The sequence below is a fragment of the Paenibacillus harenae DSM 16969 genome, assembly GCF_000422465.1.
Lineage (GTDB): Bacteria > Bacillota > Bacilli > Paenibacillales > Paenibacillaceae > Pristimantibacillus > Pristimantibacillus harenae.
This window is the reverse complement of the sequence record NZ_KE383842.1, coordinates 1,251,584-1,266,846: the sequence shown is the minus strand read 5'-3', so window position 1 is coordinate 1,266,846 and position 15,263 is coordinate 1,251,584. Positions and strand designations below refer to the sequence as shown.

Genomic DNA, 15,263 nt, shown 5'->3' with positions numbered 1-15,263 from the left:
GGGGGGGGGATCATCATGAAGCAAGTACAGCTGCCAATAGATGCCGTAATGCCTCAGCTGCTCGAAACGCTGCGCGATGGTCAGCATGCGGTGCTCGTTGCGGAGCCGGGAGCTGGCAAGACGACCCGCGTGCCGCTTGCTCTGCTCGAGGAGCCTTGGTTGGCCGGCAAAAAGATCGTCATGCTGGAGCCGAGACGGCTGGCCGCGCGGTCAGCCGCCCGGTTCATGGCGAGGTCGCTCGGGGAGCAGACCGGCGAAACGGTCGGCTACCGCGTCCGTTTGGACACAAGAGTGAGTCAACATACCCGCATTGAGGTCGTTACCGAAGGCGTGCTCACCCGCATGCTGCAGGAGGATCCCGCGCTGGAGCAGGTAGGCGTCCTGTTGTTCGATGAATTTCATGAACGCCATCTGCACGGCGATCTCGGCCTGGCGCTCAGTCTGCAGACGCAAACTCTGCTGCGGGAAGAGCTGCGGCTGGTCGTCATGTCCGCGACGCTGGAGGCGGAGCCGATCTCGGAGCTGCTGGGCGGCGCACCGGTTATCCGAAGCGAGGGCCGCGTCTTTCCGGTTGACACCCGTTACTCGCATGGTCGTCTTGCAGGACCGATCGAGCCGCATATGGGCCGAACGATTACGGAAGCGCTGCGCGAACATGATGGCGATTTGCTCGCCTTTCTTCCTGGCGTCCCGGAAATTCGCCGCACGGCAAAATGGCTGGCGGAGGCTGGTGTTGCGCCGAACGTCCGCATCCTGGAGCTGCACGGCAGTCTGCCGCTGGAGAAGCAGGATGCCGCCGTTGCGCCGTGTGCCGCCGGAGAACGCAAGATTGTTCTCGCCACGTCGATAGCTGAATCAAGCTTGACGGTTGAAGGCGTGACGATCGTTGTGGACGGCGGACTTATGCGGGTGCCGCGGTTCTCGCCGCGAACGGGGATGACGAGGCTTGAGACCGTGCCGGTATCCCGGGCTTCGGCCGACCAGCGGCGGGGGAGAGCGGGCCGGCTTGCGCCCGGTATTTGCTACCGATTGTGGACGGAGCAGGAGCATCCGTACTTGTCGGCACAGAGCGCGCCCGAGCTGCTCGAAGCGGATCTTGCTCCGCTCGCGCTGGAGCTTGCGGTATGGGGCATTCGCGATCCGCAGGAGCTGGATTGGGTGACGGAGCCCCCCGCCGCGTCGTATGAACAGGCGGTATCCTTATTGAAACAGCTGAAAGCGATCGATGAAGACGGTAAACCGACGGAAGACGGCGTACGCATGGCCAAATTCGGCATGCACCCGCGGCTCAGCGGCATGATTCTGAAGGCCGCGGAGTTGGGAGAAGCGCGAACCGCCTGCGTCGTCGCAGCCTTATTAAGCGAACGGGATCTGCTGCCGCAGGAGCGAAATACGGATCTTCAGCTGCGGATAGATTTGCTTCATCAACTAACCGGATCGCGGGCGGCTGCGGACCATCCCGCCAAAGGAGCGGCATATCGGATCATGGCCCAAGCGGAGCAGTGGGCGCGGCTTACGGATCAGTATCGGCAGACAGCGGAGGCGAATGAGAGCAGGAAATTGCCGCTTGGCGTTCTTGCGGCGCTTGCCTATCCCGACCGCATTGCCCAGCGCCGGAGCGACGGCCGTTATTTGCTTGCGGGCGGCAAGGGGGCCGTGCTTCCGGAGCCGCAGCCTTTGTCGCGAGCCGCTTACCTTGCGGCCTGCGAGCTGGATGATGCGGGCTCGGAGAGCCGGATCCGAATTGCGGCGGAGCTTACTCTATACGACATTGAACAATATTTAACGGCCTATATCACCAATGAGGAATCGATTGAATGGGACGATTCCGCTCTGGCCGTCCGCGCCAGAAGCCGTGTCTGCATGGGTTCGATCGTTCTAAAGGAAGCTCCGCTACAGAAGCCCGACGAGGAGAAAATGGCGGAAACGATGTTATCCGCGCTCCGGCTGTCCGGTATCGGCATGCTGCCGATGAACAAGCAGGCTTCCCAACTGAGGGCGCGCATGAAGCTGATGGCCTTGAGCGGCGAGGATTGGCCCGATGTCTCCGACTCGGCGCTTCTTGCATCATTAGAGCAGTGGCTGAAGCCGCATATTTACGGGTTGAAGAGCCGGTCCGACCTGCAGAGGCTGCCTATGCAGCAATTGTTCGAGGAGATGCTTTCCTGGAAGCAAAGACAGGAGCTGGACGAGCAGGTGCCGACCCATCTCGTCGTCCCGAGCGGTTCGCGGATTCCGGTCGACTACAGCGATCCGGAGACGCCGGTGCTCGCCGTGCGGCTGCAGGAGCTGTTCGGCATGAGGGAAACGCCGCGGCTCGCAAGGGGCAGGCTGCCGGTCACGCTGCATCTGCTCTCTCCCTCGCAGCGTCCCGTTCAGGTGACGAAGGATCTGCGCAGTTTCTGGGAGAATGCGTATTTCGAAGTGAAGAAGGATTTGAAGGGCAGGTATCCTAAGCATTATTGGCCGGATGATCCTTACTCCGCCGTACCGACCAATCGCGCGAAGCCGAGACAGTCTTAACCGTCTCGGCTGCTGCCGCTTTGCGGACGTCACCAAACTTAAAGGAAGTGTGCATTTATGAATCTTACGGGATTATATGCTTTGATTATATATCTGGCGGCAGTGAACGGGTATGCCTTTTTGCTAATGGGCCATGACAAGCAGAGGGCAAGGAAGCAGCGGAGGCGGGTTCCGGAGAAACGTTTGTTTATGCTCAGCGCGATCGGCGGTGCGGCAGGGACATGGCTCGGGATGCGCGCGTGGCGCCACAAAACCCAGCATCGTTCGTTTACGGTCGGCATTCCGTTTCTGCTCGGCATGAATTTACTGGTGTTGATCGGCATCCTTTGGCTGGTTGGCATAAATGTCAAATCCTGATTGCGGTCAGTGTCGTTGTTGTGGTATAGTGATAATTCGCTTTTTTCAAATTTCAACACTTAGGAGGTAACTGACTTGACAGTTCAAAGTGCCTATCAAGAAGAGCAGCAGAGGCTAACGGAATCGCTGCGCGACATTACGGCCCAGCTGCAGGCGATCGGACCGCGCTACAAAGGGGACGATTTCACGGAGCAAATGCTCGATTTGCAGCAGGAGGAACGGAGACAAAGGCTGGAAATCTCAAAGAAGGAGCCTTATTTCGGCAGAATTGATTTTGAAGAACTGCCGACAGGCGCGCAGAAGCCTCTCTACATCGGCAAAGCAGGCGTCGCGAAGCAGGGGAGCAGCGAGCTGCTTGTCATCGATTGGCGAGCGCCCGTCGCCAGCCTTTTTTATTCCTTCACCGGGGGGGACGCGCCCGCCGTTTACGATTCGCCGGACGGCGAAATCTCGGGTTATGTCCATTTGAAACGGAACTTTATGATTCGTCAGGGAGAGATTGTCCGACTGGTCGACAGCTATGTGCGAGGTCAGGAGGAAGGCTCTGTCACTGACGAATTTCTTTTATACAGACTGGGCGAGAACAAAGATAACAAGCTGCGCGATATCGTTTCCACGATTCAGGGCGAGCAGGACCGTATCATCCGCGCGGAACGCAATAAAGCCCTATTTATCCAAGGAGTGGCGGGAAGCGGCAAGACGACCGTAGCGCTGCATCGGCTTGCCTATCTCCTCTACCAATACGCGGATCGGATGCGCGCGGAGCGAATGATTATTTTTGCGCCGAACCGGATGTTTCTGGATTATATTTCGGGCGTTCTGCCCGAGCTTGGCGTAGGCGATATCCAACAGACGACGTTCAGCGACTGGGCGGTGGATTTGCTGGAGAAGAGCGTGACGGTCAGCGATCCGTCCGAGACGATGGCGTATTGGTTCGAGGAGCACCGCACGGCGGATGAAATCGAGCATGCTTCAGGCCGCTTCAAAGGCAGTCTCGCCTTCAAAGCAATCATAGACGAGCGAATCGCCGAATTCGAGCGACGGATCGTTCCCGATACTTCGTTCGTTCCGATCGACGGGCTTGAGCTCACGCCGTCTCAAATGATCGAATGGTACAACACCGATTACGGCGAAGAGACGCTGATGAAGAAGCGCGACCGGCTCGTCAGCCGGATCCGCCGCTGGTTCGAATCCGAGCTGAAGATGCGGAATGTGGCGCATAAGAAGGTAAGAGCGAAGGCGCTTACGAGGTTTAACAGCTTCACAAAGAAGATTCCCGCTTATACGTCAACCGAGCTGTATGCGTCGTTGTTCCATGGCAAGCAGGCGGTCAAAAGCATTCCCAAGTCCATCGCGGAGCCGACGGCGGAGCGGCTTAGAAAATCGGCAGCCGCCGCGGAGGATCTGGCGCCGCTTGCTTACATTCAGTTGGAGCTGTTCGGTCTGCCGAAGCAAGCCTTCGATCATATTGTCATCGACGAAGCGCAGGATTATTCGCCATTCCAGCTGGAGGTGCTGCGCAGGTGCCAGCGCACCGCTTCCATGACCGTGCTTGGCGACCTGCAGCAGGGAATTCATGCGTATGCCGGCGTGCAAAGCTGGTCGGAGCTGACCGCCTTGTTCAGCGGAGAGCAGGTCGGCTTCTATGAGCTGAACCGCAGCTATCGCTCGACAATGGAGATCATTGAATTCGCCAATAAAATATTAGGTGAAATGACCGGCGGCGTGAAGCCGGCCGTTCCCGTCTTCCGGAGCGGAGATCCCGTCGTAACGGAGGAAGTTGCCGGCTCCCGATGGCTGGAAGCGATTGAAGCCTCCGTTCGGGAATGGCAGGCAAATGGCGATTATGAAACCATATCCGTCATCGGGCGCACGGCGCAGGAATGCGACCGCATCTATCGGCATCTCGTCGAAAGCGGCTTCGAGGCTTCGCTCGTGCAAAGCAAGCAGCCGGCATACGGCGGCGGTTTATCGGTCGTGCCGGTCTACTTGTCGAAGGGACTGGAGTTCGATGCGGTATTGATCGCCGATGCCGGCGAGGCGGCATATACCCGTCTCGATTCGAAGCTGCTGTATGTCGGCTGTACCCGCGCGCTTCATAAGCTGAAGCTGCTGCATAAAGGCAAGCTTACCTCATTAATAGGTAGCTAAACGAAAATAGGAAGTTAAACGAATCGGCGCATCTTGTCGGCTGCATTGGCGTATTACCATCGTAAAGAAAGAGGAGAGTGACCGCTGATGCAGCACATGGCTGATACGAATGAAAGTTTACAGGCTTCATTAAGGGAAATCGAGGGTTGGGAGCGCGGGCAGAAGGACTTATGGTTCTGGGAGAAGCTCGGACGGCTCCCGTTCATGCTGCTGGATAAAGTGACCCCCAAGTTTGTCCAAGAGAAAATCGGGCAAGCGGTGGACGAAATCGGCGGTTATATTCAAAATGGCGGCAAGTATCTGGTATCCGAACGTTCGGTTTTGGAGCATCTGCAGCGCAATGCGACTTCAACCGAACAAAAGTGGTCTTTAGCCGATTCTTTCACGCTGGAGTATGCGGCAGCCCTGCCGCTTGGCGTCATGAACGTGACGGCAAGCGAGCTCGCGTCCAGCCGTTCGACGATGGCGACGCTGCAGGGCGCTACGACGGGCTTTGGCGGCATTTTCACCTTAGCGGTCGATATTCCGGCAGTACTAGGGCTTTCTCTCAAGATCATACAAGAAATCGCGATTTGCTACGGCTTTGATCCGAAGCTGAAGGAGGAGCGCGTATTTGCAGTAAAGGTCATGCAGTTCGCCTCATCCGATATTGTCGGCAAAAAAGCGATTCTGGAGGAACTAAGCGCCTATGACGACGGCAAGCGCAATCAGCAGATGCTGTCGCAGCTGCAGGGCTGGCGAGAGGTCGTTGCGGTCTACCGCGATAATTTCGGCTGGAAGAAGCTGTTTCAAATGATACCGGTTGCCGGCATGCTGTTCGGCGCTATTATTAACCGCGGCATGCTGAACGACGTGGCGGAAGCGGCGACGATGCTTTACAGAAAGAGAAGAGTGTTGATCAAGCTGGCGGAGGGCGGAATGTAGAAGTGGATTTTCATTTGCAATATTTATCTTTTTTTGTGATTCATACCGACGGAGAAGAAAGCGCAGCTTCATCGGGCAAGCGGTTCAAGCATTATCAGACGCTGGACGAGGATTCCTACGAGGACAGCGAGATTCAGAAGTTTCTGGATGATGAATTCAAGCGGATTGTGAAGAGGAAGGTCGAGCGCAACCCGAATACGGCCGGCGCGCCTACGAAAATCGGGCGTTTCATGGTGGAACCGGGCTACGAGCTCGGCAGCAATCAGAACTATAATTTATTCCAGCGGCTTCGCGACGCGGATTCGAAGGAGCGGTTCATCGGCATCGCCGACGAGCTTGTCCGGATTTATATGGATACGAGCGCCGTTCGCGGCGGCGCGTTTATTATTGCGTTATCCAAGTTAAATACGTATTTTGACGAGCCGTTTTTATTTTTGCTGAAATGCGACTTCGAACCGAAGATCGCGCGCATATCCGATGAGCGCAATCTGATCTCGCAGGTGGAAATGGCCATCAGCGCGCGCAGCATAAAGTCGATTCAATATCCGCATATGCCCGAGGAAGGCATGCTGGAGCATTGGGAGCTGAAAATTCACCAAGCGTCGCATGCACGGTATTTCGAGGATTTCTTGAAATACGTCTCCTATGAGAAGCCGCTTCCCGAGGTGATGGGCGAGCAGGTCGTGGAGATGGTGCATCAGTATATGGCCGATAAGTGGCAGGAGGATGAGAGCACCGAGCGGCGCGAGGAAGAGAATGCGGTCGAGGTATGGGCCGCCAGCGAGAAGCGCGATCTGCAGGAGTGGTGGCCTCAGGAGCAAGTGGAGGTAGCGGCAGCCTCGCTTGTCGAGCAAAAACCCGATTTGCCGTTTTCGTTCAAGCTGGACAGCGTGACGATCAGAGGACTGCTCGCCGATTTCGGCGCATCGATTCATTTTGCCAAGCACAACGGCCGTTACGTTGTCGTCATCGAAGGCGATTCCTTCCAATTCGATAAAGGCATGTCCCCGGTAGAACTGCTGCAGCCGCTTGACCTGACGGCGATCATGCCGCTTATCGGAAGCAAGAAGCCGCCGGAGGACGCTCCATATCCGGCCGGAGGCCAAGAAGCGGAGAGCGGCGCAGGCCGCAATGACGAAGCACCCTGGTAAACCGTCTTCATTCGTATGAATTCCACAAATAAGGGAGAGACTGCATAAGTGGACAACCTATTTTTTATCGAAATTGGCATGGGATGCGACCTGCACGGTCAAAATATTACAAAGGCGTCGGTTCGGGCGGTACAAAACGCGATACACCACAATTCAATGCCGGGACTGCGTTCCGTCCTTCCGGGCGGCAGTCTGGACCATATGAAGGTGCGCGTGAAGCTGGCTCTGCCTTGCGATAAAGAGCTGCTGGATATAGAGCAGGTAAAGGCTGCGCTCCCTTACGGTCAAGTGTCCGTAGAGGTAATCGAAGGCGGAATGCTGACGACAAGCGGCGTTGTCCTGCCTGACAAGGATGATAAAAACGATTTGATCTACGTCGTTATTGCATCGGTCGAGGTAGGCTTCTAATCGCATCACCATAGCAAGAGGGAGATAACGATGGTTCTAAAGCTTGTCGTATTTGCCGCGCTGCTGGCGTTTACCGCGTTCTTCGTCGCGACGGAATTTGCGATTATTCGGATGCGGTCGAGCCGCGTTAATCAAATGATTGCGGAAAAGGTGAAAAATGCGAAGGCCGTAGAGCGGGTTACGTCGAATCTGGACGGGTATTTATCCGCTTGCCAGCTGGGCATAACCATAACGGCACTCGGTCTTGGCTGGCTCGGCGAGCCGACGATCGAGCAAATCCTTCATCCGATCTTCGAGCGTCTGCATATTGAAGGCGATTTAAGCGGACTGCTGTCGTTTATCATTTCTTTCGTTATCGTTACTTATTTGCATGTCGTGCTCGGCGAGCTGTTTCCGAAGACGCTTGCGATTATTATGTCGGAGCGCATCAGTCTTCTCACGGCGCCGATCATTATCGTATTCTACAAGGTGATGTTTCCTTTTATCTGGCTGCTGAACGGATCGGCGAACGGACTTGTCCGATTGTTTGGCTTTAAACCTGCGAACGAGCATGAAACGCACTCGGAGGAAGAGATTCGGATTATTTTGACCGAAAGCTATGAAAGCGGAAAAATCAATATGAGCGAGTACGGCTACGTGAACCGTATCTTCGAATTTGACGAACGGCTTGCGCGCGAGATTATGGTACCCCGGACAGACATGGTATGTTTATATATCGACCAGTCTCGCGAGGAGAACGTGGAAACGATTAAGCGGGAGCAGTATACCCGGTTTCCGGTCGCGAAGGGCAGCAAAGACAATATCATCGGTATTTTGAACACGAAGCAATTTTTCCTCCATTACGACACCGATCGCGAACTGGACATCCTCAAGCTGCTGCAGCCGGTTATGTCGGTGCCGGAAGTGACGCCGATTAAGAAGCTGCTGAAGAAAATGCAGCAGGAGCGCGTACACATCGCCATGCTTCTGGACGAGTACGGCGGCACGGCGGGTCTTATTACGATCGAGGACATCATCGAGGAAATCGTCGGGGAAATTCGCGATGAATTTGACGAGGATGAGGTCAAGGAGATCGAGAAGATCGAACAGCAGCGGTTTCTCGTGGACGGCAAGGCGCTTATAAGCGAAGTGAACGCGGCGGCCGGCACCCATCTGGAAAGCGAGGATGTCGATTCGATCGGCGGGTGGCTGTTCAACCTGAAGCCGGAGCTGCCTGTGGACGAGCCATGGACGTTTGATAATATGACCTTTATTATTCGCGAGCGCGATAGCAACCGGATTCGAAAGATCGAGATTCAGACGGATTTATCCGAAAATGAGATGGGCGAATACGGACATGCATAAGCTTGTATAGGAGCCATTATTTAATCGGATGAAGAAGGGAAGTGGGGCGTTGGAGGATGTAATAAATGCCATTATTATGGGCATTGTGGAGGGATTGACGGAATTTTTGCCCGTTTCGTCAACCGGACATTTGATATTGACGGCGGAGCTGTTGAACTTTACGGGCGACCGGGCAAAGACGTTCGAGGTGGTCATTCAATTCGGGGCGGTGCTTGCCGTACTTGTGTTATACCGGCAGCGGTTTGCGAGTCTGCTTAATTTCAAGATTGGCAAAGGCTCCGGTCTCAATGCCTTACATATTCTACTTGCGATGATTCCTGCCGGCGTATGCGCCGTGCTTTTGCACAGTGTCATCAAGAAGTATTTATTCGTTCCTCAAACCGTCCTGATTGGACTTGTCGCCGGAGGCATCCTTATGATTATCGCAGACAGGGTGAAGAAGAAACCGGTCGCCGAGGAGCTGGATGATATCACCTATAAGCAGGCTTTTGCGGTTGGCTGCTTCCAGGTGCTTGCCTTATGGCCGGGATTCTCCCGTTCCGGTTCAACGATCTCCGGAGGGATGCTGTTCGGCGCCAGCCAGAAGGCTGCGGCAGAATTTACTTTTATCGTATCGGTGCCGATCATGGCCGGAGCAAGCGGCGTTGACCTGCTCCAAAGCCGTGAATACCTGACGATGATTTGCCTTTGTTTCTAGTCGGCTTGATAGCCGCATTTATCGTTGCCATGATTGCAGTCGTCACGTTTATTAATTTGATGAAAAAAATCAAGCTTTCCTGGTTCGCCTATTACCGGTTTGCGCTTGCCGCACTTTTTTATTTTATTATATTGTAAGGAATAGGACCCGCATTTGCTGCGGGTCCGTTTTGTCAGCGTAGAAGGCATACAAGCTGTTCAAATGATAGACTTTAGGTCTCGTTCCTTAGCAGCTTGCGGTCCAGGATGAACGGGCCGAACGGGATGAAAGCGGCGATAAAGGCGAGTGCGGCCTTGCCGATCGACCAGCGGTGAACGATCCATACATGAAGGCCGGCCAGCATATAGAGGACGAACAGCAGCCCGTGCAAGCTGCCTGTAATCATGACAGCCTCCGGGATGTCCGCCCAATATTTGAGCGGCATCGCGATAAGGAGCAGGAGGAGGAACGAAAGTCCTTCCAGCAACCCGACGAAACGAAGCCTGCCTATTGGGGTTTTCAACATTTAATAACCTCCTAAGTCTATGAAGTGCTGAATGGGACCAAGCCCGTCATCCATCATTTTACGACTTCTTCGCCTGCTTGTCCCACCGATTTGTGAACATTTAGGATCTATTTGCGATTTTAAAGGAAACAAAGCCGTGAATGTATGTATGATAGGCGGCGCCTTGAACGATCTCGACCGCAAGACGGGATCTGCCAACAAGCTTTAGCTGCAGCGGACCCCGTTCTTATTACAAATAAAAGCGTTTAACAGGCTTTGTCTTTTAAATCAAGAACATAGCGACAATCGTCGTAACGACGAGCCCGATGAGCACCGGCTTCAAATTTCGGCGGGCGAGCTCGAACGGATCGACTCCGCAAATCGCCGCAGCGGGGATGAGCGCCCAAGGGATAATGGTGCCGCCGCCTACCCAAATAGCAGCTACTTGACCAAGAGCTGTAAGGGTCGCGAGGCCTGAACCGATCGCATGCCCGAACAATTGAGCGATCGAGCCTGCGAGCGAGATGCCGGAGAAGCCCGAGCCGTCAAGGCCGGTAACGGCACCGACAACGGTAAGCGTGATAGAGCCGACTACGCCGTTCACGGGCACGACATTCGCCAGAGCGACGCCCAGATCATTGACGATACCAAGCGAAGCTTCCGGCAGCTTCTCGCCGAACATGGCTAGAAACCCGGAGTCTCCAAGGTAAAAGAATGCGGCGATCGGGATGACCGGACCGAATACCCGGAAGCCGAACAGGAAGCCTTCGATCAAATAATTGGTCGTTTTCTCAAAGCCTTTGCCGCGGTGCGTGAGCATCGTAATGAGCAGCATAATGAGAATGGCTGTGCCGCCGATAAGAGCAGTCGCATCCCCGCCCTGCAGATCAAGAACGAACATGGCCACAACGTCCAAGGCAAACAGGATCGGAATTAGGACGGCGAGCCACCGCTTCGTGACGGGCGATAAAGCGTTGCGATCGGCACTCGCTTCCGAATCAAACGCTTGACCGGTGTTATGGGTTGATGCAATTAAACCGTCCTTCCAGGTGCCAAGCTTCTGGTCGCGGCGCATCATCCAGAAAGCGGTTGTCGTCGTGACTACCCCCATGACAATGACGAGCGGGATGCTGGCCTGCATGACTTCGCTCACCGGAATGCCTGCCGCATCAGCCGTCAGCTTAGGCGCGCCCTGAATAATATAATCGCCGGATAAGGCGATGCCGTGACCGAAGAGATTCATGGCGACAGCCGCGCCGAGCGCGGGCAGGCCTACTCGGATCGCAACCGGAAGCAGTACGGCTCCTATGAGCGCGACGCCCGGTGAAGGCCAGAAGAACCAGGAGGTGACCATCATAATGAGACCGATCCCCCAGAAAGCAAGCGCTGGCGTTCTGAGGAAACGGGTGAAGGGAGAAATCATCAATTCGTTTATACCTGTCCGAATGAGCACGCGGCTCATGGCGACGATGATGGAAATAATTAAGATCGTACCCAGCAGTTCTTTAATGGCATAAATAAAGCTGTTGAAAATACCGCTGACGGATCCGCTGGCAGATGTGGTCGCGAGGATCCCGATTCCTAAAATTCCCGCGATACAAATGAGTGTCGTATCGCGCCGCATCAGCATAAAGCCAATTATGGCAAGAATGAAACCTAAATAAATCCAGTGAAGAGCCGATAATTCAACAACCATCTCGATCATCTCCTTGTGACATACACGAAACCAGTCAATAACCGGTGCCGTATAGTAATGTATGCCAAAGGCAGGATAGGCGTTCGCCTCGGTGAACAGACCATATGAAGATGAATGCAATGAAATGAGGAGTGGTAAAATGATAAGGAAAAGCGTATCCATGCTGTTACTCTCCATAATGCTTCTTACATCTGGCTGTGGTATTATGGATCAAGTGGGACAAACGGTAAATTTTGCTACCGAAACGACGAATTACCTTCAATCGTTGACGGACTTCGGTCAAGATATGAACGCTCTTGCAGAGCAGGCGATGAATGATCTCGATGCTCGGACCGACCTGAAAGAAAGGCTTCTTGCCCTAAAGGAACAAGTGACTCAGTACGAAGCGCTTCAAGTACCGGATTATGCGAAGGAGCTTCATGAATCGGTCACTGCCTATAACGAAACGCTGCAGCAAGGACTGGATCAGGCGCTAACGAATATCGAACAGGGAAGAGCCGTCTTCGAGTCGACGGGAATTCCGGATACGATCAACAAAATTAACGAGCTGCTAAGCCAGATCAACCAGCTCGCACCGTAACCAACGAACAGGAAGGAAGAATAACGTGATTAACGTCAATGTACGGGATGCATCCATGACGTATTCGAAGGAAGACGGATACGTCGGCAAAGTTCAATTCGGCGTCGAGGGCCACGTGAATGAATATGAAATAACGCTGCACAGCAAGAAGGGCAATGAATGGGGCTACGGATTGTTTTTCCTGCACGAGTCAGGCCAGGAGGAGCAGCTGCTGGCGCTCGAGGACATCATTGAGGAAGACGACGAATTGTTTGATTTTTTAGTCGAAACGGCACAAGCGAAGCTTGAGAAGCAAGTGTAAACGCATAGGTTTCGTAAAGCAATAAAAAAGGGCATTCTCATGAGGTCGGCGACCTTCCGGGAATGCCCATTTACTATTGCGGCTGGTTGTTTTAGGATGATTTTAGGTGAATCGGGAAAATAAAAGAGGATGAGTTTAAAGCCCGAGATTAGAATTTACATGGTACTTTCAATTTTTTCATCCTTCTGCGTTCTTTTTCTCCAAAATCTGAAGGCAATAAATCCGAGAACAGCGGCAATTAATGCATATACGACCCATATGCCGTATTTATAGATGTCATTTGCCAGCATCTGAACCTTATCTCCGACGAATGAGCCGACGATGAAATAGATGAGCGTCCAAACGAATGCGGACGGGTAGGCGAAAAGGGCGAATCGTCTGTAGGGCATCTTGTTCAAGCCCATCACGTATGGCGTTACATGTCTCAGAAAAGGAAGGCATAAGCTGATGCTTAACGCGTAGCCGCCGTACCGCTCGCTGAGCTGCTCGGATTTGGCAACGAACGCGGCTATATTTTTTTTGCTCCGGAACCATTCCGATAATTTGCTGCCCGCAAATCTGCCGATGCTGTAACCGAAGGTCATGGCCGAGCAAATGCCGAGACAGGTCATAATGAAGGCGGGTACGGGAAGCAGAACGCCGGATTCCGCCAAGGCGCCGCCTGTCATGACAACCGCTTCATTCGGTATCGGCAATCCGATCAGCCCGAGACACAAAACCAGAAATAAGGCGAAGTAGCCGATTTCCTCTATAATGTTTAATAAGATATCATACATAGGTGCAACATCCTAACTTTCCAATGATTTGAAAATCCTTCAAAAGCTCAATGACTAGAATATCATAATCCTTTCATCATGGATACCATTCTTACGCGGCGGAAGCAAGAAGGATTCATACTTTAACCAATTCGTAACTATTTCGTTTTGTCCTGCGGATACAATAGAGGATGGGCTTTAATGCTTGATGAAAGGCGGCTATCCTTATGCTTGATTTCCAGAAAAAAGTTGAGATCCTCAGGCGGTACGAATCGCTGTGTTATACCATTTGCGTGTCCCTTCTTCACGATGAAGCGGAGGCATGCAAAGCCGCGGAACAAGCGCTTCTTCTGCTGTTTGCCGATCAAGCGTTCTTGCAGGAGACGGATGAGGGCAAGCCGCGTTATGTGCTTCGTTTATGTACGAAGGAGTCGTTAAACCGGAAAATGAGAAATGGCTTGAAACAATCGGCATCCTTCTGACAGCTATCTTAATATTTCACAATTGCGCCGATCATAATAGAAGATACAAGATACAGTGCATGTTTACCGTACAAATGCTGTATAAGGAGGACAGGCGAGTGATGCGACTGGTTCTAGCAAACTGGCAACGGCAGCTGACGGATTGGAAAATGAAATCAGTGCTTGTCCACAAGGAAGGGCGGCTCGTTGCGGAATGGCATGAGCGCGGCAAAGACACGATCGGACCGCTCTATTCGTGTACGAAGAGCATCTTGTCCGCTTTAATCGGAATAGCGCTGGAGCGGGGTGATTTGAGCGGTATCAATCAGCCGATCACTGATTTCCTGGAGCACCCGCCCGAATTGGGCGAGGCTCTCAGCCGGATTAACATCGCCCATCTGCTTACGATGACGCCCGGTTTCGACTGGCCGGACTTCGATAAGCCCTATAAGCCGTTCAGGGCATCCGACGATCCGGTGCGATTCGTATTCGAGCGGCCGCTCATTTCGGAGCCGGGAACGGCTTTTGCTTACAACTCGGGCGGATCTCATCTGCTGTCCGCGATATTGACGAAGGCTGCGGGGAAATCTGCGCTTCAGTATGCCAAAGAGAACTTGTTCGGCCCGCTGCAATTCCGCGCGGCCAGATGGACGGAGCGCAGCGGAGTGAACGAAGGCGGTACCGGGCTTTACTTGTACGCCAGCGATCTTGCCAAGATTGGCCTATTGTACGCGCAGCAGGGGAGCTATGGAGCCCGGCAGCTGATCTCCCCGGATTGGGTTGCGCAATCGACAAAGCTCCATCATCGCGGCCTTCTTCAATATGAACCGCCGATTTATGGCGGCTACGGCTACCACTGGTGGCATTCGCCGAAGGAACATAACGGTCATGCCGACTGTTACTTCGCTTTTGGCCATGGAGGGCAATACTTACTCGTCTCGCCCGAGCATGAGCTCGTCATCGTCATACGCAAGCAGGTGACGAAGCGCAACGACGCGATGTTGTCCCGCCGCCTCATTTTTGAACACATAATCCCGGCCTTAACGTGATTGATCGTCTTCGCCCCAACTATCCTCTTTTCCACCTTCCTTGGAGATGATTTCCTGGTACAACTCGCTTAGCGACGGGGGAATAGGGTGAAAACCGTTTTTTTTGCCTCTATGAGGAGGGCGTATGTTTCGATCGAATAAATAGACCACGATCATAAGAATCAGAGAGGTGACGAACATCGCCGTTCCTGATCTCGACGAATCCGTCAGCCCCAAGACGAGAACCGAGAAGAGAATGGCCGGCAGTATAAAAAGAAACAGGGTCAGGATGATAACAAATCTCCAGAAATAATTCATGATCATCTCCTTGTGGTCCTTAATCCATTTCTTCTATTTATATGTTCCTACGGGTTATCCACATTTCTAGACAAGTTGAATAAAT

General features: G+C 53.5%; 15 protein-coding genes and 1 pseudogene. 12 read left to right on the top strand and 4 right to left on the bottom strand.

Annotated features, from left to right (window positions below; genetic code table 11):
* Positions 1 to 15: 15 nt before the first annotated feature.
* From hrpB to H581_RS34255, 8 genes and pseudogenes are all read left to right on the top strand, one after another.
* Entirely contained in the window at positions 16 to 2,523 is a 2,508-nt protein-coding gene (hrpB, locus tag H581_RS0116230) for an ATP-dependent helicase HrpB (RefSeq protein WP_036718708.1), read from the top strand.
* 57 nt (positions 2,524 to 2,580) lie between these two features.
* A complete protein-coding gene (locus H581_RS0116225; protein ID WP_028610927.1) occupies positions 2,581 to 2,880 on the top strand; it encodes a DUF1294 domain-containing protein in 300 nt (99 codons plus the stop codon).
* 75 nt (positions 2,881 to 2,955) lie between these two features.
* The gene (locus tag H581_RS0116220) at positions 2,956 to 5,031 is read left to right on the top strand and encodes a HelD family protein (protein WP_028610926.1); all 2,076 of its coding nucleotides are present in this window, start codon (positions 2,956 to 2,958) and stop codon (positions 5,029 to 5,031) included.
* A gap of 87 nt (positions 5,032 to 5,118) precedes the next feature.
* On the top strand, positions 5,119 to 5,955 hold the full coding sequence (locus H581_RS0116215; RefSeq protein ID WP_028610925.1) for an EcsC family protein: 837 nt from the start codon (positions 5,119 to 5,121) through the stop codon (positions 5,953 to 5,955).
* 2 nt (positions 5,956 to 5,957) lie between these two features.
* On the top strand, positions 5,958 to 7,106 hold the full coding sequence (locus H581_RS34265) for a DUF3900 domain-containing protein (protein WP_245600051.1): 1,149 nt from the start codon (positions 5,958 to 5,960) through the stop codon (positions 7,104 to 7,106).
* A gap of 48 nt (positions 7,107 to 7,154) precedes the next feature.
* Positions 7,155 to 7,514, top strand: coding sequence for a Lin0512 family protein (locus H581_RS0116205; protein ID WP_028610924.1), 360 nt, complete (start codon positions 7,155 to 7,157; stop codon positions 7,512 to 7,514).
* Positions 7,515 to 7,544: 30 nt separating this feature from the next.
* Positions 7,545 to 8,858: a hemolysin family protein gene (locus tag H581_RS34260; protein WP_051250857.1), complete on the top strand. Its 1,314-nt coding sequence runs from the start codon at positions 7,545 to 7,547 to the stop codon at positions 8,856 to 8,858.
* A 28-nt stretch (positions 8,859 to 8,886) separates the two neighbouring features.
* Positions 8,887 to 9,692 (top strand): annotated as a pseudogene (locus H581_RS34255) (undecaprenyl-diphosphate phosphatase).
* 74 nt (positions 9,693 to 9,766) lie between these two features.
* Here H581_RS34255 and H581_RS0116190 read toward each other — a convergent pair.
* The gene (locus H581_RS0116190) at positions 9,767 to 10,060 is read right to left on the bottom strand and encodes a DUF3817 domain-containing protein (protein ID WP_028610923.1); all 294 of its coding nucleotides are present in this window, start codon (positions 10,058 to 10,060) and stop codon (positions 9,767 to 9,769) included.
* 262 nt (positions 10,061 to 10,322) lie between these two features.
* On the bottom strand, positions 10,323 to 11,735 hold the full coding sequence (locus tag H581_RS0116185; protein WP_028610922.1) for a hypothetical protein: 1,413 nt from the start codon (positions 11,733 to 11,735) through the stop codon (positions 10,323 to 10,325).
* A gap of 205 nt (positions 11,736 to 11,940) precedes the next feature.
* On the opposite strand from H581_RS0116185, the gene H581_RS0116180 reads away from it, so the two are divergent.
* Both H581_RS0116180 and H581_RS0116175 read left to right on the top strand, forming a co-directional pair.
* Positions 11,941 to 12,315 carry a DUF6376 family protein gene (locus H581_RS0116180; RefSeq protein WP_156889597.1) on the top strand — a complete coding sequence of 125 codons (375 nt, stop codon included), beginning with the start codon at positions 11,941 to 11,943 and terminating at the stop codon, positions 12,313 to 12,315.
* A 25-nt stretch (positions 12,316 to 12,340) separates the two neighbouring features.
* Positions 12,341 to 12,616 carry a hypothetical protein gene (locus H581_RS0116175; protein ID WP_342663414.1) on the top strand — a complete coding sequence of 92 codons (276 nt, stop codon included), beginning with the start codon at positions 12,341 to 12,343 and terminating at the stop codon, positions 12,614 to 12,616.
* Positions 12,617 to 12,771: 155 nt separating this feature from the next.
* On the opposite strand, the gene H581_RS0116170 is transcribed toward H581_RS0116175, so the two are convergent.
* Positions 12,772 to 13,392: a DedA family protein gene (locus tag H581_RS0116170; protein WP_028610919.1), complete on the bottom strand. Its 621-nt coding sequence runs from the start codon at positions 13,390 to 13,392 to the stop codon at positions 12,772 to 12,774.
* A 206-nt stretch (positions 13,393 to 13,598) separates the two neighbouring features.
* Here H581_RS0116170 and H581_RS34250 point away from each other — a divergent pair, with 206 nt between their 5' ends.
* Both H581_RS34250 and H581_RS34245 read left to right on the top strand, forming a co-directional pair.
* The gene (locus tag H581_RS34250) at positions 13,599 to 13,853 is read left to right on the top strand and encodes a hypothetical protein (protein ID WP_036718704.1); all 255 of its coding nucleotides are present in this window, start codon (positions 13,599 to 13,601) and stop codon (positions 13,851 to 13,853) included.
* A gap of 101 nt (positions 13,854 to 13,954) precedes the next feature.
* On the top strand, positions 13,955 to 14,881 hold the full coding sequence (locus H581_RS34245) for a serine hydrolase domain-containing protein (RefSeq protein ID WP_051250855.1): 927 nt from the start codon (positions 13,955 to 13,957) through the stop codon (positions 14,879 to 14,881).
* Here the strand turns inward: H581_RS34245 and H581_RS0116155 are convergent.
* The gene (locus tag H581_RS0116155; protein ID WP_028610918.1) at positions 14,873 to 15,178 is read right to left on the bottom strand and encodes a hypothetical protein; all 306 of its coding nucleotides are present in this window, start codon (positions 15,176 to 15,178) and stop codon (positions 14,873 to 14,875) included. The genes H581_RS34245 and H581_RS0116155 overlap by 9 nt on opposite strands.
* Positions 15,179 to 15,263 lie beyond the last annotated feature (85 nt).

Bases quoted from the DNA above. Each gene is read 5' to 3' on its own strand.
- H581_RS0116190 (WP_028610923.1), bottom strand. From the start codon at position 10,060: ATGTTGAAAACCCCAATAGGCAGGCTTCGTTTCGTCGGGTTGCTGGAA.
- H581_RS0116180 (WP_156889597.1), top strand. From the start codon at position 11,941: ATGGATCAAGTGGGACAAACGGTAAATTTTGCTACCGAAACGACGAAT.
- H581_RS0116185 (WP_028610922.1), bottom strand. From the start codon at position 11,735: ATGGTTGTTGAATTATCGGCTCTTCACTGGATTTATTTAGGTTTCATT.
- H581_RS0116215 (WP_028610925.1), top strand. From the start codon at position 5,119: ATGCAGCACATGGCTGATACGAATGAAAGTTTACAGGCTTCATTAAGG.
- H581_RS34260 (WP_051250857.1), top strand. From the start codon at position 7,545: ATGGTTCTAAAGCTTGTCGTATTTGCCGCGCTGCTGGCGTTTACCGCG.
- hrpB (WP_036718708.1), top strand. From the start codon at position 16: ATGAAGCAAGTACAGCTGCCAATAGATGCCGTAATGCCTCAGCTGCTC.
- H581_RS0116155 (WP_028610918.1), bottom strand. From the start codon at position 15,178: ATGAATTATTTCTGGAGATTTGTTATCATCCTGACCCTGTTTCTTTTT.
- H581_RS0116170 (WP_028610919.1), bottom strand. From the start codon at position 13,392: ATGTATGATATCTTATTAAACATTATAGAGGAAATCGGCTACTTCGCC.
- H581_RS0116225 (WP_028610927.1), top strand. From the start codon at position 2,581: ATGAATCTTACGGGATTATATGCTTTGATTATATATCTGGCGGCAGTG.
- H581_RS34250 (WP_036718704.1), top strand. From the start codon at position 13,599: ATGCTTGATTTCCAGAAAAAAGTTGAGATCCTCAGGCGGTACGAATCG.
- H581_RS34245 (WP_051250855.1), top strand. From the start codon at position 13,955: ATGCGACTGGTTCTAGCAAACTGGCAACGGCAGCTGACGGATTGGAAA.